Origin of the sequence: Nostoc sp. DedQUE07 (genome assembly GCF_034530975.2) — a bacterium.
In the GTDB taxonomy this organism is placed as follows: Bacteria; Cyanobacteriota; Cyanobacteriia; order Cyanobacteriales; family Nostocaceae; genus Nostoc.
Genome location: NZ_JAVRCC020000007.1, coordinates 221,735 through 239,844, shown reverse-complemented (window position 1 = coordinate 239,844; position 18,110 = coordinate 221,735). Strand labels below are relative to the sequence as shown.

Annotated in this window: 17 protein-coding genes; 10 read left to right on the top strand and 7 right to left on the bottom strand. The window is 41.3% G+C overall.

Features of this window, described 5'->3' with window-relative positions:
* On the top strand, positions 1-1,701 hold a 1,701-nt coding region (locus RMZ95_RS08710), incomplete at its 5' end, for an ATP-binding protein (protein ID WP_409882221.1).
* A gap of 308 nt (positions 1,702-2,009) precedes the next feature.
* The gene (locus RMZ95_RS08705) at positions 2,010-3,908 is read left to right on the top strand and encodes a PAS domain S-box protein (RefSeq protein WP_322685199.1); all 1,899 of its coding nucleotides are present in this window, start codon (positions 2,010-2,012) and stop codon (positions 3,906-3,908) included.
* A 97-nt stretch (positions 3,909-4,005) separates the two neighbouring features.
* Here RMZ95_RS08705 and RMZ95_RS08700 read toward each other — a convergent pair whose 3' ends face one another.
* Positions 4,006-5,133 (bottom strand): ABC transporter ATP-binding protein, encoded by a 1,128-nt coding sequence (locus tag RMZ95_RS08700; RefSeq protein WP_322685200.1) that lies wholly within the window; start codon positions 5,131-5,133, stop codon positions 4,006-4,008.
* A gap of 308 nt (positions 5,134-5,441) precedes the next feature.
* Here RMZ95_RS08700 and mrdA (RMZ95_RS08695) point away from each other — a divergent pair, with 308 nt between their 5' ends.
* The 3 genes from mrdA (RMZ95_RS08695) (at position 5,442) to RMZ95_RS08685 (ending at position 9,811) form a co-directional block, all read left to right on the top strand.
* Positions 5,442-7,289, top strand: a complete 1,848-nt coding sequence (gene mrdA, locus RMZ95_RS08695) for a penicillin-binding protein 2 (RefSeq protein WP_322685201.1) — start codon at positions 5,442-5,444, stop codon at positions 7,287-7,289.
* Positions 7,290-7,631: 342 nt separating this feature from the next.
* The gene (gene mrdA / locus RMZ95_RS08690; RefSeq protein ID WP_322685202.1) at positions 7,632-9,470 is read left to right on the top strand and encodes a penicillin-binding protein 2; all 1,839 of its coding nucleotides are present in this window, start codon (positions 7,632-7,634) and stop codon (positions 9,468-9,470) included.
* A gap of 17 nt (positions 9,471-9,487) precedes the next feature.
* Positions 9,488-9,811 carry a hypothetical protein gene (locus tag RMZ95_RS08685; RefSeq protein ID WP_322685203.1) on the top strand — a complete coding sequence of 108 codons (324 nt, stop codon included), beginning with the start codon at positions 9,488-9,490 and terminating at the stop codon, positions 9,809-9,811.
* Positions 9,812-9,867: 56 nt separating this feature from the next.
* On the opposite strand, the gene RMZ95_RS08680 is transcribed toward RMZ95_RS08685, so the two are convergent.
* Positions 9,868-10,671, bottom strand: a complete 804-nt coding sequence (locus RMZ95_RS08680; protein ID WP_322685204.1) for a M15 family metallopeptidase — start codon at positions 10,669-10,671, stop codon at positions 9,868-9,870.
* A 102-nt stretch (positions 10,672-10,773) separates the two neighbouring features.
* Between RMZ95_RS08680 and RMZ95_RS08675 the strand changes: the two genes are divergently transcribed.
* The gene (locus tag RMZ95_RS08675; RefSeq protein WP_322685257.1) at positions 10,774-11,691 is read left to right on the top strand and encodes an AEC family transporter; all 918 of its coding nucleotides are present in this window, start codon (positions 10,774-10,776) and stop codon (positions 11,689-11,691) included.
* Positions 11,692-11,722: 31 nt separating this feature from the next.
* Here the strand turns inward: RMZ95_RS08675 and tsaB are convergent, their stop codons facing one another.
* Entirely contained in the window at positions 11,723-12,379 is a 657-nt protein-coding gene (tsaB, locus tag RMZ95_RS08670; RefSeq protein ID WP_322685205.1) for a tRNA (adenosine(37)-N6)-threonylcarbamoyltransferase complex dimerization subunit type 1 TsaB, read from the bottom strand.
* Positions 12,380-12,539: 160 nt separating this feature from the next.
* Entirely contained in the window at positions 12,540-13,073 is a 534-nt protein-coding gene (locus RMZ95_RS08665) for a 6-aminohexanoate hydrolase (protein ID WP_409882216.1), read from the bottom strand.
* Between the two features lie 11 nt (positions 13,074-13,084).
* Between RMZ95_RS08665 and RMZ95_RS08660 the strand changes: the two genes are divergently transcribed.
* Entirely contained in the window at positions 13,085-13,255 is a 171-nt protein-coding gene (locus tag RMZ95_RS08660; RefSeq protein WP_322672624.1) for a hypothetical protein, read from the top strand.
* A 32-nt stretch (positions 13,256-13,287) separates the two neighbouring features.
* On the opposite strand, the gene RMZ95_RS08655 is transcribed toward RMZ95_RS08660, so the two are convergent.
* A complete protein-coding gene (locus tag RMZ95_RS08655) occupies positions 13,288-13,536 on the bottom strand; it encodes a Ycf34 family protein (RefSeq protein ID WP_118167283.1) in 249 nt (82 codons plus the stop codon).
* An 86-nt stretch (positions 13,537-13,622) separates the two neighbouring features.
* Here RMZ95_RS08655 and RMZ95_RS08650 point away from each other — a divergent pair, with 86 nt between their 5' ends.
* The gene (locus RMZ95_RS08650; RefSeq protein ID WP_322685207.1) at positions 13,623-14,927 is read left to right on the top strand and encodes a CCA tRNA nucleotidyltransferase; all 1,305 of its coding nucleotides are present in this window, start codon (positions 13,623-13,625) and stop codon (positions 14,925-14,927) included.
* A 500-nt stretch (positions 14,928-15,427) separates the two neighbouring features.
* Positions 15,428-15,811 carry a PleD family two-component system response regulator gene (locus RMZ95_RS08645; protein WP_322685208.1) on the top strand — a complete coding sequence of 128 codons (384 nt, stop codon included), beginning with the start codon at positions 15,428-15,430 and terminating at the stop codon, positions 15,809-15,811.
* Here the strand turns inward: RMZ95_RS08645 and RMZ95_RS08640 are convergent.
* Both RMZ95_RS08640 and RMZ95_RS08635 read right to left on the bottom strand, forming a co-directional pair.
* A complete protein-coding gene (locus tag RMZ95_RS08640; protein WP_322685209.1) occupies positions 15,792-16,196 on the bottom strand; it encodes a DUF2294 domain-containing protein in 405 nt (134 codons plus the stop codon). The genes RMZ95_RS08645 and RMZ95_RS08640 overlap by 20 nt on opposite strands.
* A 530-nt stretch (positions 16,197-16,726) precedes the next feature.
* The gene (locus RMZ95_RS08635; protein WP_409882213.1) at positions 16,727-16,882 is read right to left on the bottom strand and encodes a hypothetical protein; all 156 of its coding nucleotides are present in this window, start codon (positions 16,880-16,882) and stop codon (positions 16,727-16,729) included.
* Between the two features lie 241 nt (positions 16,883-17,123).
* Between RMZ95_RS08635 and RMZ95_RS08630 the strand changes: the two genes are divergently transcribed.
* Positions 17,124-17,606, top strand: a complete 483-nt coding sequence (locus tag RMZ95_RS08630) for a tetratricopeptide repeat protein (protein ID WP_322672628.1) — start codon at positions 17,124-17,126, stop codon at positions 17,604-17,606.
* Positions 17,607-18,110 lie beyond the last annotated feature (504 nt).

Here is an 18,110-nt window from a genome sequence, read left to right as displayed (position 1 = left end):
ATCGTCATCGAAAATGCCGGGGCTGATAAATGCGTGTTAATGCTGTTGCGAGACAGTCACCTGTTGATTAAAGGGTCAATGACTTTGGGAACAGAACCAGTGGTGTTGCAGAAAATTCCTGTGGAAGAGAGTCAGGATATTCCCCAAAAGCTCATTTACAAAGTCTTGCACAACAGTCAGACTATTGTCCTGCTGGATGCAACAGCAGATTCCACCTTAGCCAACGACCCCTATATCATACGCCAGCAGCCCAAGAGTATTTTGTGTAGCCCGATTTTGCATCAAGGCAAGTTGATGGGGATTTTGTATCTGGAAAACAGTTTAGTCACAGGGGCGTTTACAAGCGATGGCTCCGCCAACGCCAAGGGCGAACGCGTCGAACTGCTCAACTTACTCTGCACTCAAGCCGCCATTTCCTTGGAAAATGCCCAACTTTACGAACGTTCCTTAGAATCGCTGTCGGAGTTGAAGACGGCCCAGTCTCGCTTCCACAACTTAGTAGACAATGTGCCTGGGGTGGTTTGTCAATACCAGATGAGTGCTGATGGCATCCTCTCGTTAAACTACATCAGTGCCGACTGTTACAATTTGTACGAAATTACCCCAGAAAAAGCTGCTGCCGATCCCGATTTTCTCGACAAAATGATACATCCAGATGATGTGGCTTCTTACCTGCAAACTTACACTGACACCGTTCAAGCTCGATCTTCCTGGTGGTGGGAGGGGCGAATCGTCACTCCGTCAGGAATCGTCAAATGGCTTCACGGCGAATCTAGAGTTGAACAGCGCCCGGATGGCTCATTGGTTTGGGATGGATTGTTTTTAGATATCAGCGATCGCAAAATCGCCGAACTTGGTTTGCAACAAGCCCAATTACAAATTATCCAAAGTGAGAAAATGTCTGCTTTGGGTAACTTAGTTGCTGGTGTCGCTCACGAAATGAATAATCCTCTCGGTTTTATTTCTGCCAGTCTCAAACAAGCTAAACCAACGTTTACTGATATTGTTGACCACTTAAAACTCTATCAAGAAACTTTACCTGATAAGAGTGAAGAAATCGAAGACCATGCCGAAGAAATTGACTTGGAATATAGTTTACAAGACTTGTCCAAAATGCTTGATTCCATGACAATGGCGTGCGACAGACTGAAAAATATTAGCACCAGTTTACGCACTTTTTCTCGTGCCGATCGCGATTACAAAGTGCCGTTTAATATCCACGAAGGTATCGATAGTACTATTCTCATTCTCAAGCATCGTCTCAAAGCAAATGAACTACGTCCCGCAATTGAAGTTGTCACTAACTACGGTAATCTACCTCAAGTTGAATGCTTTCCTGGGCAATTAAATCAGGTGTTTATGAATATTTTAGCCAATGCCATTGATGCATTAGATGAATCGAATACCGGGCGCAATCTTCAAAATGTCAAAGCTAATCCCAACCGAATTACAGTTACCACTTCAATCGAAAATAACTATGTAAAAATAGCAATTGCTGATAATGGCAAGGGGATGAGTGAAGAGATAAAACAAAATATTTTTGACAATTTATTTACTACGAAATCCGTGGGGAAAGGTACGGGATTAGGGTTGGCGATCGCCCGTCAAATTGTTGTGGAAAAACACGGGGGTTCAATACACTGTAACTCCTTCCCAGGAAAAGGTACAGAGTTTATAATTGCAATTCCAGTGCGGCAATAAACAGTACTGAGTAGATCAACTTTAGCTAAGAAGATTCTGTCACCCTACTTGCAGGCGATCGCGTAACGTTCATGCAGAAAAGGCATTTTCTGAGACGCTTTACCTTAGCGGAAGCCTCTGGAAGAAAAGGCAGTTGGATAAATTAAGCTTTTAGCAATTTTTACGTAATACCAATTTACAAAAAATATGATACAGATGCAAACCATAAAACCTATGCTAATTTTCACTTTCTTAATTTTGAATTTTGAATTGGTATAAGTCCTGCCTAACTCAGGACTGGCTCTAAGTAAACTGAATCGGAGTTGAATATGTGTACTGAAAAAATCAATAAAGAGATATTGTTTTTACGTCAGCAAAATGCCCAATTACTGCAACAGCTAGAAGCATTGCAAAACCTTTCTTCAACTACACTGTTAGCCGAACAACATCAAATTTGGGAATTAGTTACTGATGAAGTCCCACAGGATTTACAACTGATAGAACTACAGTCGAAATTGGCAGATAATTCTACCTTTGTAGAATCAGCAAATAAAATTAGCGGACGGCATCATCAAGCGGCGGCAACTGCTTTGGCTGAGAGTGAGGCTAAGTATCGCCAACTCGTGGAAAATATCAGCGACCTGATTTTTTCTATGTCAGTGGAAGGTCTTTTTACTTATGTCTCACCACAATATAAAAATGTTTTAGGATGGGAACCTTCAGACCTACTTGGTCAACCCTTTGCCCCCCTGCTTCATCCTGATGATTTTCCCCTAGCCCAGAGAAAAATTCAAGAAATGGTGGAAACCAAGGGGCAGCGAATCGCAATAGAATTTCGCCACCAAAAAAAGGATGGAAATTGGTGCTGGATGAGGTCAGTGGCTTCGCCAATTTTCGATTCAGATGGTGAAATTATTGGTCTTCATGGCGCTATTAGCGATATCAGCAGTCGCAAACAAGCTGAAGAATTAATCAAAGCCTCGCAAGCAGAATTGCTCGCTTTGTTCAACGCTATGCAGGATGTGATTCTTGTCTTGGATGCCGAAGGAAGATACTTAAAAATTGCTCCTAGTGGTGCGCCCTTACTCTACCAACCTCCTGCGGAACTGCTGGGCACAAAAATACATGAGGTTTTATCCTCTGCTTGTGCCGACTATTTTCTCAACTCTATTCAACAAGCACTCTTAACTCAAAAAACTGTGAAGGTAGAATATAGCTTGCCTATAGGCGAGCAAGAGGTTTGGTTTGAGGCGAATATTGCCAGAATGACTGAAAACACCGTTGTTTGTGTCGCCAGGGATATCAGTGAACGCAAACAGATGGAAGACCAACTGCGACAACAAACGGAAAATTTAGCACAAACTCTTCAAGAACTCAGACAAACTCAAGCACAAATGATTCAAGCAGAAAAAATGTCTAGTTTGGGTCAACTTGTGGCTGGAGTTGCCCACGAAATCAACAACCCCGTTAATTTTATTCACGGTAATCTCACCTATATAGAGGAATATACTCAAGACCTGTTGCGAATAATTCACCATCAGCAGCAATCTGGTAATAAGTCGGAATTTCAGGCTTTGTGTGAGGAAATTGACCTAGAGTACATCCAAAAAGATGTACCAAGAATATTGAGTTCGATGAAAGTTGGTACTCAGCGCATCCGTCAGATTGTGCTGTCGTTACGAACCTTCTCACGCATAGATGAAGCCGAGTTTAAAGCAGTGGATATTCATGAAAGCATCGATAGTACTCTAATGGTGTTGCAACATCGCTTCCAAGAAACAACAAAGCTTCCAGCCATTCAAGTCATCAAAGACTACGGCACATTACCTTTAGTGGAATGCTATGGTCGACAGCTCAATCAGGTATTTATGAATATATTAGCGAATGCCATTGATGCTTTAGAAGAATGGACAATTGAGAATGCACAATTAAGAATAGACAATTTCACATCTGGGTTGTTAACTCCCACGATCGCCATTCGGACATCAGTGATAGATTCCGGTTGGGTAAAAATTGCGATCGCTGATAATGGAATAGGTATGTCAGAACAGATTCAACAACAAGTTTTTAATCCGTTTTTCACCACCAAGCCTGTGGGTAAGGGCACAGGTATGGGAATGTCTATCAGTTATCAAATCATTACAGAAACACATGGCGGCAAACTGGAATGTTATTCATCACCAGCAGCAGGAACGGAGTTTGTAATTACAATTCCAATTCAGCATTGACCAAATAATTCGTAGTTCGTAATTCGTAATTCGTAATTACGGACAAAATTAATAATTAATTCATTCGGCTTTCAAGCCCCTTTACGAATTATTGTAACTATTGACTAATAGCTAAACAATCAGTTTCTGCCCACCAGGCGTAAATAAGTGTGTCGCGGTCTGGTAAAGTGCCCAAAGTATTAGGTTGCAACACATTAATGCTAATGCCATTTGTTAACTCCATAACATAATTAACGTGTGTGCCCAAATACATAACGTTAACCAGCCGTCCTTCAAAGCAGTTAACTGGCAAATTAGGTGGATAAAGCGAAAGCTGTATTTTTTCTGGACGCACACTCACTACTACAGCTTGTGATAATTCAGTTGGTGTATTCTCAGCGCGGCTAATAACAATTGAGAGTCCCATTTTTGTGGAGATTTTAATATTAGAGGAGTCTACCGCGACGATTTCACCGCTGAATAAATTAGTATCACCAATAAAATCAGCAACAAAGGATGTACAGGGACGTTCGTAAATTTGGCTGGGAGTGCCAATTTGTTCAATTTTGCCTTGATTCATTACGGCAATGCGATCGCTCAAAGACAATGCTTCTTCTTGGTCGTGTGTCACCATCACAAAGGTTAACCCCAAGTCTTTGTGTAAATTTGATAACTCAACCTGCATTTCTTTACGTAGTTTGAAATCTAACGCCCCTAAAGGTTCATCCAGTAGTACCACGGTGGGACGGTTGACTAGGGCCCTTGCTAAAGCGACTCGCTGCTGTTGACCACCAGAAAGTTGATTGGGAAAGCGCGATCGCAAACTTTCCATTTTCACCAGTTTTAAAGCTTCTTGGACTCTAGCTTCAATTTTCGATTTGGGTATTTTTTTTAACCGCAGTCCAAAAGCGATGTTATTCCAGACATTCAGGTGGTTAAATAAAGCGTAACTTTGAAATACAGTATTGACGGGTCGGCGGTAAGGGGGCACATTAGTCATGGACTGACCCTGAATAAACACCTTACCAGCGTCAGCAATTTCAAACCCAGCAATTAAGCGCAGTGTTGTTGTTTTACCACAACCGGAGGGGCCTAAAATACTAAAAAATTCTCCTTGTCTGACATCCAAATCAATGCCATTTACTGCTGGTTCTTGGTTAAAAAACTTGAAGACGTTACGCAGTTCAACATCAAGTGGCTGAAAACTTGTTATCCCCCTCTGATTTTGCATGACGATTTGAGCCATAATCCTCAGTAGAATGCCGCGATCTTAAGTGATTTTGTCAATTGCTCTAGTCTTTTGGGCAGACTATATTTGACACTTTGGTTTATTGTATCCGCCAAAAACAATTGTTCAAGAATATACTCGTCCGATTATTTCAGACTCAGTAAAAAATTAAGGCAATGGTAAACTTATATACTAAGCTTCTAATTTAAATAATCTGTAATTAAGTTAACAAGTCTTAAAATTGCATCTTAGCAATTGCTAAAAGGCTGGCTAGAATTGCATTTATTCATTTTGAGTTTTGAATTTTGAATTTTGAATTAATACTTATGTCCTTATTCCCATCACTTGGCAGTAAAAAAGATACACGTACAGTTGGACGTGGTTTCCAATCAATATTTTTAATCGTATTTACCCTATTAATGACCAGTGGGATTGAGGCTCGTTTGGCTTACTTGCAAATAGTTGATGGGCCAAAACTCCGAGAACGAGCTGAAGCAAACCGAATTCGGATGATTCCCAAACAACCAGAACGGGGCAATATTTTTGACCGGAATGGCAAACTTTTAGCTAGTACTCGCTATCCTAGCTCTGTGTATTTGTGGCCGATGGCGCATACTAAGCCTTCCTGGTCTGTAGTCGGCCCGCGTCTAGCGCAAATTCTTAACATTCCCCAAGATGAGATGGAAAAAAAATTAGAACAAGCTGGTGCTAATTCTTCTTCACTCATCCGGGTTGCTCGCGATTTAAATGAAGCAGAAATTACGGCATTAAAGGAGTATAAAAATGAACTCCCAGAAGTGGAAATTAATACAGATTCTGTACGTTATTATCCCCACGGCAAAGAATTAGCGCACGTACTAGGTTATACACGAGAGTTGACCGCCGACCAGTTAAAGGGCAAAAAGGAGTTAGGCTATCGACTGGGAGATGTCATCGGTCAGATGGGTGTGGAAAAGGCTTATGAGAAAGCTCTACGGGGTGAATGGGGCGGTCAGCAGGTAGAAGTGGATGGTGCGGGTAGACCAATCCGGGTTATAGGAGAGAAACAGGCAAAAGCTGGTAATGATTTGCACCTGACCATAGATTTGGATGTGCAAAAGGCAGCCGAAAAAGCTTTGGGAAATCACCGAGGTGCGATCGCAGCACTCGATCCAAATAATGGTGCTGTTTTAGCGTTGGTATCTTACCCCACCTTTGACCCAAATATCTTTTCCAAACAAAAACTTTCTCAAAAAGATTGGGAAAGTGTCCAAGGTAAAGATCATCCCTTGGTTAATCGCGCTCTGAGCGCCTTTCCACCCGCCAGTACTTTTAAAGTTGTGACTACGACAGCTGGACTCGAATCAGGTGAATTTTCTCCTGACTCAATACTACAAACCTTTGGTTCTCTTACCGTGGGTGGGGTGACATTTGGTGAGTGGAACCACGCCGGATTCGGGCCATTGGGATTTCCCAGAGCGATCGCTATGAGTAGCGATACTTTCTTCTATCAAGTTGGCAGAAAAGTTGGCGGCCCAACTCTAATCAAATGGAGCCGTAAATACGGGTTTGGTCAAAGAACTGGTATTGAATTTCGTGATGAAGAATCAGTAGGCTTAGTTCCAGATGAAACATGGAAGCGGAAAGTTTTCAAAATGCCTTGGACTGTTGGCGACACCATTAATATGTCAATTGGTCAAGGCGCTTTGCAAGTCACACCTCTACAATCGGCGATTATGTTTTCTGTCCCTGCTAACGGTGGGTATCGAGTTCAACCGCATTTGCTTAAAGATAACGAAGAAGCAAAAAGTTGGCGAGAATCTTTAAATATGAAGCCGACAACTATTAAAGTTCTCCGCGACGGACTGCGAAAGGTGGTGAGTGAAGGCACTGGTAAGCGCTTAGACGTGCCGACAATTGCCCCAGCGTCTGGGAAGAGTGGCACAGCTGAAGCTGGTGTTGGTCGCCCAAATCATACATGGTTTGGTGCTTATGCGCCCAGTAATAAGCCAGAAATTGTGGTTGTGGCCTTTGGGGAAAATACTGGCGAACATGGTGGTACTATTTGCGGGCCGATGGTTTTACAAGTACTAGAAGCTTATTTTCAGCACAAATATCCAGGTAAGTATCAAAAACCTCAGCCTGACCCATCAGAAGCTAAAACTCAAAGTTCAGGACATAGCACTGGAGATTAGTTCTGCAAAGCAAAAGTCAAACAGGTATACAGCGTCAGATTTTCTAGTCTATCCCATTAGTTTTGAAGGGTGAACAAGTTCGTAGTAACGACTTTAACTTTAGTCATAGATTTTTAAACACGCTTTGTGCTTACTACAAACTCATCAAAATTAATGCGATAGACCACTAGTGTGCAAAGTTCAAAATTTAAGAAGCTTTTGGTCGAGACATATAGAAGAGATGAGCTTATGGTATCAATTGAAAACAATTAATTACTGCCAATTAGTTAGCCCTTAAATACCTGCTAAGAATTTAGCAGAGTTATTTACAGATAATCTTAATTTTGCAATCCTCTTTTCCTTATGACTTACCTCAAACCATCTCCACTTGGCGGACAAAAAAATACACGTACTGTTGGACAAAGTTTCCAGCCGATATTTTTAATTATATTTACTCTATTGATGCTGACAGGAATCAGCATTCGCTTGGCATATTTGCAAATTACTGAAGGAGCAAGCCATCGAAAACGAGCCGAGTCAAATCGAATTCGGATGATCCCCAAACAACCAGAACGAGGCAATATCTTTGACCGCAACGGCAAACTTTTAGCCAGTACTCGCTATCCTCGCTCTGTATATTTGTGGCCGATGGCACATACCAAGCCAGCGTGGTCATTAGTGGGAGCGCGTCTATCTCAAATTCTCGACGTTCCCCAAGAAGAGATGGAAAAGAAACTAGAAGAGGCAGGTGCTAACTCTTCTTCACTCATCCGAATTGCTCGTGACTTAAACGAAGCGCAAATCACAGCATTGAAAGAGTATCAAACTGAACTTAAAGATGTAGAAATCCATACAGAAGCCGTTCGTTACTACCCCCACGCCAAAGAATTAGCCCATGTATTAGGTTATACGCGAGAACTGACCGGCAGTCAGTTAAAAGAAAAGAAGCAGGAAGGCTACAGATTAGGTGATGTAATTGGTCAAATGGGAGTTGAAAAAGCTTATGAAAAAACTCTGCGGGGCGAATGGGGCGGTCAGCAAGTAGAAGTGGATGGTGCTGGTCGCCCGCTCCGAGTTTTGGGTGAGAAACAGGCAAAACCGGGTAACGATTTGCACTTGACCATAGATTTAAATATGCAAAAGACAGCAGAAAAAGCTTTAGGCGATCGCGACGGTGCGATCGTTGCCCTTGACCCCAAAAACGGTGCCGTTTTAGCAATGGTATCTCACCCCACCTTTGACCCAAATATTTTCTCAAAGCAGAAACTCACCCAAAAAGATTGGGAATTTGTCCAAGGTGCCGATCATCCCTTGGTGAATCGCGCCCTCAGCGCCTTTCCACCCGCTAGCACTTTCAAAATTGTCACCACCACAGCCGGTCTAGAATCAGGTAAATTTTCTCCTAGCACAGTCCTGCAAACTTACGGTTCTTTGAGTTTTGGCGGCACCCGATTTGGCGAATGGAATCACGCCGGATTCGGGCCATTGGGTTTTGTCGGAGCATTACAGTGGAGTAGTGATACCTTCTTTTATCAAATTGGTCGCGGAGTCGGCGGCCCAACTTTAATTGAGTGGACTCGCAAGTATGGATTTGGTAAAAAAACTGGTTTTGAGTTTGTCAACGAAGAAGCAAAGGGTTTAGTGCCAGATGAGGCATGGAAGCAGAAAACTTGGAAGATACCTTGGACTGTAGGCGACAGCATTAATATGTCAATTGGTCAAGGTGCTTTACAAACGACACCTTTACAAGTCGCCATCATGTTTGCTGTGCCCGCTAATGGTGGCTATCGAGTCCAGCCGCATTTGCTTAAAGACAATGAAGAAGCAAAAAGCTGGCGAGCATCTTTAAATATGAAGCCGACAACTATAAGTGTTCTCCGTCAGGGACTACGGAAAGTAGTAGCTGAAGGTACGGGTAAAGCTTTGAAGCAGCCAACAGTTCCCGCAGTGGCTGGTAAGAGTGGCACTGCTGAAGCGTGGAAAGGCCGTGTTAAGCAAAATCACGCTTGGTTTGGAGCGTATGCACCTGCTGAACAGCCAGAAGTTGCGATCGTAGCATTTGCTGAACATTCCGGTGGTGGTGGTGGTAGCATTGCTGCGCCCATGATCTTACAAATTATGGAGGAATACTTTCAGCGCAAGTATCCAGGTAAGTATCAAAAACCTCAGCCTGAGAACCCAGGAAATAGCAGACGAAATTAAACGTAGGGTATGGGGCATTGGGCATTGGGCATTGGGAATTAGGAAGAATTTCTGCCCCTCTGCTCCCCTGCTTTCCTGCTCCCTCATCTCCACATCGCCAAACAAAAATCATTGCAGGTTTAGGTTGGTGGGTATTTAATTATGGCGATCGCCGAGTAGTTGGTCATAATGGGTCAATTTTAGGATTTGCAAGTAACATTACCCGCTTTATTGATGACAAAATTACTGTAATGTTACTTTGCAATCTAGATAAAATTTCCCGACCAGATGCGATCGCTAAAGAAATCGCTGGATATTATTGTCCAGCCCTTAAGAAAGTAGTACTTCAGCCTCCATTATGAGAAACAGAGGTAATAATTACGAATTACGAATTACGAATTACGAATTATTTTGGCTCCTATTGTGATAACTTAGCGGGTTTCAAGTTTCTGGCTTTGTAGAACATTTCTAAACTATTGCGATCGCCTACAAAACGCCAGTGCCAAGGCTCATAACTTACACCTTGAGCATTATCTTTGGGAAATGACATTTCAAAGCCAAAACGCGCTGCATTAGCTTGCAGCCACCGATAAGCTTTGGTATTGTCAAAGTTAGTTTGAAGATTAGTTGCTGGTACCGATCCGTCTCCAACATCCACTGCATAACCCGTGTGATGTTCGCTATGACCAGGAGGGGCGCTGAGGGCGGCTCGTTCTGCTGGCGTTTGATTTCGCTGGGCACCGACAGCAAAAAACAACTGCTCTTGGTCTTTGACTGAGCGAAAGCCAGAAATTGGCACTACAATTACACCTGAACTCCGGGCTGCTGCTACCATCTCCTCAAATTTTTGGGCAGCAGTTTTTCGCATTCTAATGCCCCTATTTGCGGAGATGGTTACTAGTTCTGACTCAGGGGCTTCTGGGTATGGAAAATGCCCTAACACAGTATCGCTAGAATTATTAGATGTTGCGGTTGTCGCCGGAGCAGAAGTAGCTGGTAAAGGTTGAGAATCGGCGGTTTTTTTGGGTGCAGTCACGAAAAACCACAAACCGCTAATTAAAGATAGCAAGACAAATCCCGTTACTCCCCCAATCAAAATAATTCGGGGTTGCAACCAAATTTTAGGTGTTGCAACAGGGGTATCGCGTACAGCCACTGGAATATCATCACCAAAGTCATTCGATGAGTTTTGCGGTTTTCCAGAAAACCCTGCCTTATTCAAGGGTAAACTCCTGTTTTTGTGGAATAGCCATAACAGATTTTGCACTGGACAAAAGTAGACGTAACAGGTAGCATTTTACATCTGTGGTTCTTAGGCGCAATCTTGACAAACCTTTTAGAACTATACGTCAAGCTGGGAGGATTAGTCCTGGTAGGTTTTATCCTGGGACGCAAACTACCTGTAACAGTTCCTACACGTTTAGGACTGTTTCTTTTTTGGGTGGGAGTACCCATAAGCATAGTATCGTTTTTGCGTCAATCTAGTTTATCAGGGCAAATTTGGATTGCACCTGCGATCGCTTACCTAGCTATTTTACTAGGAGCATTTTTTGCTTGGTTAGGGATAAAAGGCCAAGCCTATTTTAAAAAGACTGTTTCCCAACCATCAACTCAGGCTAGCTTGATATTAGCCGCAATGTTGGGTAATACTGGTTATCTTGGTTTTCCCATTACCTTGGCAATGGTAGGCAAGCAATACTTTGCTTGGGCGTTATTTTACGATTTACTAGGTACATTCCCAGGAACTTATGCTCTGGGTGTGTTGCTAGCAGCTAGTTTTGGTGGTAGCGTCCAGAATCATTGGCAGATTACTAGGGCGATTTTAATTAATCCTGCTCTGTGGGGTTTCGGATTTGGCTTGCTGTTTCGGCAGGTGACAATTCCCACAGTTGCAGAATTCTGGTTAGAAAAATTTGCTTGGAGTAGTGTAGCTTTATCCCTGGTATTAATTGGAATGCGTCTGGCGTTGCTCAAATCTTGGCGTAGCTTACCACAAGTAGGGATAAGCTTAGGAATCAAAATGCTGCTAGTTCCTTTGATATTGGGTAGCATCTTACCCCTATTTGGATTAACTGGGGCGATCGCAAAGATAATCGTGCTACAAATGGCTATGCCTCCAGCTTTTGCCACACTGGTAATTGCTGAGACATTCAATCTCGATCGCGATCTGGCAGTTACAGCCTTAGCTGCTGGAGCTATAGTATTGCTGGTTACTCTCCCAATTTGGCTGTGGCTGTTTTGATTTGGGATTTATGCACTGCGATACATATCAGTTAAAGTTCTACAGGATGCTGCCCATAATATGGCAAAGCCTCTGACCAATGAGGACACTTGCCCTCTTGCCAATCGAGATTAGCTAATTCCAAAATACTTGTCACCGTTGCTGCTAACCCAGATTGGGCTTGAATTAGCTGATAATTAGTGTTCCAATTCGCTAAAGTTTCCTGCCATGCTTCTGGTGTCAACACTCTATCTGACAAACACACGTTTAGTTTAGAAGTATCTGGCTGAAACTGATAAATAGCAGCAAAAATTTGACCTCGTTGTGCTGGCATTTCCACAGCAATAGTTTTTGGATTTTGACTTTTGCTTGCTTGTGACCAAGCTACCGCAGCCAAAGTTGAAATCGCAAATACAGGAATATCTAACTGTTGCCCTAAAGTCCGAGCAGTAACAACGCCAATGCGAGTTCCCGTAAAGCCGCCGGGGCCTTTGGCAACTGCGATAAAAGACAAATCCTCCCAAGTTTGCGGTCTGATAAATTCAATTAAATATTGATGCACTAAGCTAGATAGATCGCGCCCCAGATTCCAAATTTGAAAGCGAGTTTCACCTGCAAAATTACTAATTGCCAAACCCAATTCGGGAGTGGTGGTGTGTAGTGCTAAAGCGTATTTATTTATTGCAAGGTTTTCTAGTTCCGTTGTCAAAGTTACTTAAAATATCTATTTTTATAGAGTTAACGTGATTTATTTAAGCATATAACATAGCGGTTCTTAATTGAAAAGCTACTGAGTAATAATCAGTCAAACAGTCTTGTTACAAGGTTTGTGAGAGCCAATGCTGTTGACTTTCTAATAGCGATCGCGGCTAGGATGGGGGATTTAGATTACCGCCTTGCTGTCTCAATAGATAATCCAAAACTCGGTCAATTCGCTCTAAGGCAGCACCTGTAGTCAGTTGAAACTCCTGAAACTGAGATTTTTGTTCCTCAAAATTGCGGTCAAGCTTTAGCATGAGTGCTTCTAATCGCTCAGTTCGTGCCTTTGTTTCCTCTATTTCACTGCCTGCCTTTGTAAATAGGCGTTGCGTGTGAGTGATAAAACTATCAACCCGATCGGAAAGTTGGTCAACCTTTGCCCCTACCCGATCAATACGTACCTCTAGTTGATCGAGGTGAGATTGAGTACGGTCTTGTTTTATGGTCAATTCATCAAGGTGAGATTGAGTACGGTCTTGTTTTATGGTCAATTCATCAAGGTGAGATTGAGTACGGTCTTGTTTTATGGTCAATTCATCAAGCCGCCTGTTTGCTGATTCTGCGTAGCTAGCAGTAGATACTAGCAATTGCTTAACAGTTTCGAGTTCATCTTCTACATGGTCTAGTCGCTGTGTGTTGGTCATGCTGTTTTCTCTTGGCTGACTTTTTTATCTTCTACGATCGCTTTCCTGACATCTCGTTTCTGTATCATGAATTCGCGATCGCTGATGGACAAAATCTCATTACAGCAGAAATCATGTATTTAACCATATATGTTGTAGGGGCGCAAAGTCTTGCGCCCCTACCGCGTGGTCTATTTAGCTGAAAATAGCTGTAACATACACCAATCATTTTCTATCAAGTCGGCACTAATTCACCAGGACGCAATTTCGACCACTTACCTGTTTCCCGTTTAAAGCTCAGACAACCAACAACATCCCATTCCATTTCAATCACATCATCTTTTGTCCGAATGTTGACATTGATAGAAGGTTCATTCGGATCAAAATTTGGTGTTTCAGTCAAGTGAGGCTGTTGGTGCTGCCCTTCTACGGCATGATAGGTAACACAGCTGTCTACATAGTGGCAGTTCACGCAAATACACATAATAGAACCAACTCCAGGGGCCTTTATTGTTAATCTAACTTAAGCCCAACTGTTATTCATGAGTTGCTGGGTTGATTTTTATTACAATGCACGAATCAATTCCTTCTACCCTCGCTCCCGAAAATTGGCCTTTTAGCTTGGAATTCTTGCCACAACCCGCTTACATGGTAGGTGGTGCTGTCCGAGATGCGATCCTGGGCAGAACTCGTGAATATCTGGATCTAGATTTTGTTATACCATTTAAGGCGGTAAAGGTAGCCAGAGCGATCGCTCATCATTACAAAGCTGGTTTTGTGTTACTCGATGCCGAACGACAAATTGCGCGTGTGGTTTTTCCCCACGCTACAGCTGACTTTGCCCAACAGGAAGGAAATAGTTTAGAAGTTGATTTGCACAGACGGGACTTTACGGTAAATGCGATCGCTTATAATCCCCATACACAAGAAATTATCGATCCTCTGCAAGGTTATCTAGACTTACAACAGGGCATTTTGCGAATGGTATCACCTGCGAACCTAGAAGATGACCCTTTGCGGTTAATGCGAGGTTATCGCCAAGCCGCCCAACTAGGTTTTACTATTGAGCCAGCTACCCAAGCCGCAATTCGTTCTTTGGCATCACATCTTAGCAAAGTTGCAGCCGAAAGAGTTAGGGTAGAAATTGGCTATCTATTGGCAAATTCTCAAGGTACTCCTTGGATTACAATGGCTTGGGAAGATGGTTTACTTGCCCCTTTCTTCAAAAATGCCACCCGTGAAAGCTTGCTCAAACTAGCAGCAGTTGACACAGCTGCCGCCTTACTCACAGAAAATTGGCAACAACTAGGCGTACAACTGCAAGAATATGTCCGCGATAGTATTAAAACTACTTGGCTAGGTATTGCCAAACTTGCTTGTCTCGTCAACCCAGATCCAGAATTAGCAGAAATAGAGCTACAGGAACTAACTTATAGTCGTGCCGAAATCCGAGGTGTAACTACTGCTTTGAAACTGTTACCGCAATTTCAAGTAGTTGATATGTCGTTGCGAGAACAATACTTTTTGTTTCATGATGCAGATATTGTGTTCCCGACTACGGTAGTGCTAGCTGTAGCAATTAATAATTTGCTAGAGGCAATATCTGGCGACAAGCCACTACAGACAGCAGTGGAAACTAAAGCAATGGGCTACCAAATCTTAGCACCTTTGATCGACCGCTACCTTAACCCTGATGATGCGATCGCTCATCCCACTCCTTTAGTAAGCGGGAAGGAGTTGATTACAACATTAGATATTCCAGCTTCGCCAATTATCGGTCAACTGCTAACTGAAATTGGCGTAGCACAAGCTGAAGGGAAACTTTCAACTCCAACAGAGGCGATCGCTTATGCACGTCAGTTCCTTGATGGTTAAATATACTTAATTAATTTGAGGCTCAAAGGTTGACTCAATCAAAGTTTCAAAATCTTGCTTCGATTATTGTTTTCCAAGAGTGACAAAACAGGGTTAAAATACCGATCTTTAGAGCTAATTTGTTAACTCAAGTAAAGAACTTGTTTAATAAAGGTTTCAGTAATTTCAGTCAATACAGCACTTATTCGCTGAAACTCAGACCTAGCAAGGATTTGAGTACTCTTCAGATTCTCTTTACGAATCAGCTCTTATGGTCAATCCTTGCAATTACATACATCAATTATGCTAATATTTGCTTGATGTTATGACTGCTTTACGATGTTATTTCCTAATTAGCACTGATGGACAACCGAATGAACCATATATTAAGCTATTGATTTTTATACTTTAGTTGGTCGTTCGTACATTCAATTAAACACTTGCTATAAACAAAGACTTTCAGGTTTTCCTGATGGGTGGAGTTTTGATGAATAGCTTTTCTTGGACAGGACTAACTGCTTATGAATGAACAGCCTTTAATTTTGGTTGTAGAACAGAGTTTACATGATTTAGAGCTACTTAATTCTCATCTAGGAATATTAAATTTTTCATGTATTTGTACTAAACAAGGGGTGAGGGCTGTGATGTTGGCACAAACTCATCAACCAAATTTAATTCTGCTAGATATGAAGCTATCTAATTTGAGTGCGAACCGAGTCATTGACAATCTCAAAGATGACTTAAAAACTGCTACCATTCCAATCATTGCAGTCACACCTATAACAACAGTACAAAACGAGCGCTTCACAATGCTCACAGCCTTTGATGATTGCATTACTAAACCCTATGATTTTAATCAATTAGAAGTGGTAATCAGTCGCCACATCAGTCAGCTAAATTCCTAATATTTATCTTGGGAATAGGTTCGGGATTACGAAGTTCGGGTAATTCTTTGAGAATTACAACAATCCCAGTACGACCTGTTATTAAATTTGTATTTGTCATCAGGTAAAGGACAGGTTGACCAATAATTTCTTCAATCAAATTTTTTAAATCTGGTTTAATTATTTTTTCTAAATATAATCGTACTTGTTCAGCTAAAGTATCATAACCTCCTTTCAGTAAAGTTTGTTCAGCTTGAGTAACCGAGTTTTCTATAGAAATTACGATTTCAGTATCGAAAAAATGACAAATGATTTGGCTAGGAGATTTTCCTAATCTATGATTATATAATTTGATGATTTGCTTTGATATTTCTGTTTCTAATTGTGCGATAGTCGGTTGTATCATTAGTACCTACTATGTAATATTTATCGTTTTAATCGAAAAATTAATTAAATTATCCAATATTATAGATGATTATGGAATAACTCAGAAAAATAATCACCATTTTATATAAAGTTACTGTATCAATGTGATGTATTTAGTATGTATTTATTTAAGAATATTGCCATATTTAATGAAGTAAAATTTGTTAACTTACGATTTGTGCAGTGTTAGGTTAATAACTGGATTTGAGCGTCATTCGATTGAGCTAATCAGCTTATTTTGTGTTATATAAGCTTAGGTGTAGCCCACCGTGCCTGTATCTCATAACCCAGTACTTAATTAGCGATGTTTATCCAAATGGTCATCAATGACAGAGGCATATAATATTACATCGGAATGTAATGTATATCACAAGACTCTCTATACCTTCCGGGGCAGCTAGTAAGCAGATAAATTTAGGTTCTATTAAAGAGTATATTAGCTACTAAGATAATTTGTGAAAAACTAATACAACATATTCGGCATTAATTTTTAGAAGCTCATCACATTCTTTACGGGCAAAGCAACTGTGATTGTGTAATTTCATAGCGCTTAGTAATTCCTGGTAAATACCAAACTGGCTCAACTGCGGCTTTGGTAATAACCAAATTACCGCCTGGTTTCATAATCTTGCCATCTACCTGCAAACAACCTTTATCTAACTGCATATTGCAGTTCTAGTATATTGATGTCGCCAAAGAAAGCTGCTAGCTACCTAAGTCAGTTTTTATTTTTATGACTCTAAATATCTAGTATGGTATTAGTCATATTGTTGAACACAATAAATCACACATAAATTTCATAATTAGCAATTAATCAAGATTAATTTAAAGATGACTTTAAAAATGATTTAATCGATGTATTTTGTGAGAAAGTTAATACAAAGGTATATTCACTGATCTCAAATTCATGGATTCTTTATTTATCAATTCCTTACTTGAAGAGTTGAAAAACCCGGATGCCACAGTGCGCGACAAGGCAACCAGAAAAATCTGGCGGATCTGGTTTCAGCAAAAGGGAATCTATGGGCTGGAAATAATTGACCGCAGTCAAAAGTTACTGGATGCAGGTGAAATTGCTGAAGCTGAAATAGCGCTGACAGCATTAATTAAAGACCAGCCAGATTTTGCCGAAGCTTGGAATCGTCGAGCTTTTCTCTATTACAGTATTGGCGATTATCAAAAATCTCTGGCTGATTGTCAGATGGTTGTACAGATAAATCCAATACATTTTGGGGCGCTTCATGGTATGGGCTTATGCTATGCAGCAATAGGAGAGTATAGTCAAGCTATCCGAGCTTTTCAACGTGCTTTAGAAATTCAGCCCTATTCCCTAGTGAATCAAAAGTTGATTCTAGAATGTACATTTAGATTCAGCTACAACGGCAGATAGGAGAGAGCATCATACTGTCTTACGAATCTGTTATCATCCTCATCAACAACAATTCATCGCCTTAGTCGCCATAGTTTTATTCAATACCCTTCTAGCTGAATTAATAGCAGCGTTATTGCTGCTTGTACTAACAGTAATCAACTGTCAACTAACAATTCTCGGTTGAATAAAGTTAACTTTAGTACAAACTAGATAGCACAAGCAGAACATGGTGGATTTTACCAAACGATGTCTACGACAGTCTACGCCTATGTCACTGGTCAAAGACTACAGTTTAAGATGTAACTATCAAGGAGGAGTGGTCTTTAGGCGCTCAGTGGTAATTAATTGTTGATGGGGATACGGTAGATTTCTTTATGAGTTATGGTATGAATGCGTGAATGCCATAGCCACAGTTATAGCAATTTTCAAGAAAGACCCCTGGTGTCTTATTGCACATCCCAACACAGCAATTCAAATTCTTACCGAGCTTATCTTTTGCTCTGTTAAGCTAAAGGTTTTTCT

Excerpts from the sequence above, each read along its gene's own strand:
- RMZ95_RS08705 (WP_322685199.1), top strand. The coding sequence starts at position 2,010 with ATGTGTACTGAAAAAATCAATAAAGAGATATTGTTTTTACGTCAGCAA.
- mrdA (WP_322685202.1), top strand. The coding sequence starts at position 7,632 with ATGACTTACCTCAAACCATCTCCACTTGGCGGACAAAAAAATACACGT.
- RMZ95_RS08650 (WP_322685207.1), top strand. The coding sequence starts at position 13,623 with ATGCACGAATCAATTCCTTCTACCCTCGCTCCCGAAAATTGGCCTTTT.
- RMZ95_RS08700 (WP_322685200.1), bottom strand. The coding sequence starts at position 5,133 with ATGGCTCAAATCGTCATGCAAAATCAGAGGGGGATAACAAGTTTTCAG.
- RMZ95_RS08640 (WP_322685209.1), bottom strand. The coding sequence starts at position 16,196 with ATGATACAACCGACTATCGCACAATTAGAAACAGAAATATCAAAGCAA.
- mrdA (WP_322685201.1), top strand. The coding sequence starts at position 5,442 with ATGTCCTTATTCCCATCACTTGGCAGTAAAAAAGATACACGTACAGTT.
- RMZ95_RS08665 (WP_409882216.1), bottom strand. The coding sequence starts at position 13,073 with ATGACCAACACACAGCGACTAGACCATGTAGAAGATGAACTCGAAACT.
- RMZ95_RS08630 (WP_322672628.1), top strand. The coding sequence starts at position 17,124 with ATGGATTCTTTATTTATCAATTCCTTACTTGAAGAGTTGAAAAACCCG.
- RMZ95_RS08655 (WP_118167283.1), bottom strand. The coding sequence starts at position 13,536 with ATGTGTATTTGCGTGAACTGCCACTATGTAGACAGCTGTGTTACCTAT.
- RMZ95_RS08635 (WP_409882213.1), bottom strand. The coding sequence starts at position 16,882 with ATGCAGTTAGATAAAGGTTGTTTGCAGGTAGATGGCAAGATTATGAAA.
- RMZ95_RS08645 (WP_322685208.1), top strand. The coding sequence starts at position 15,428 with ATGAATGAACAGCCTTTAATTTTGGTTGTAGAACAGAGTTTACATGAT.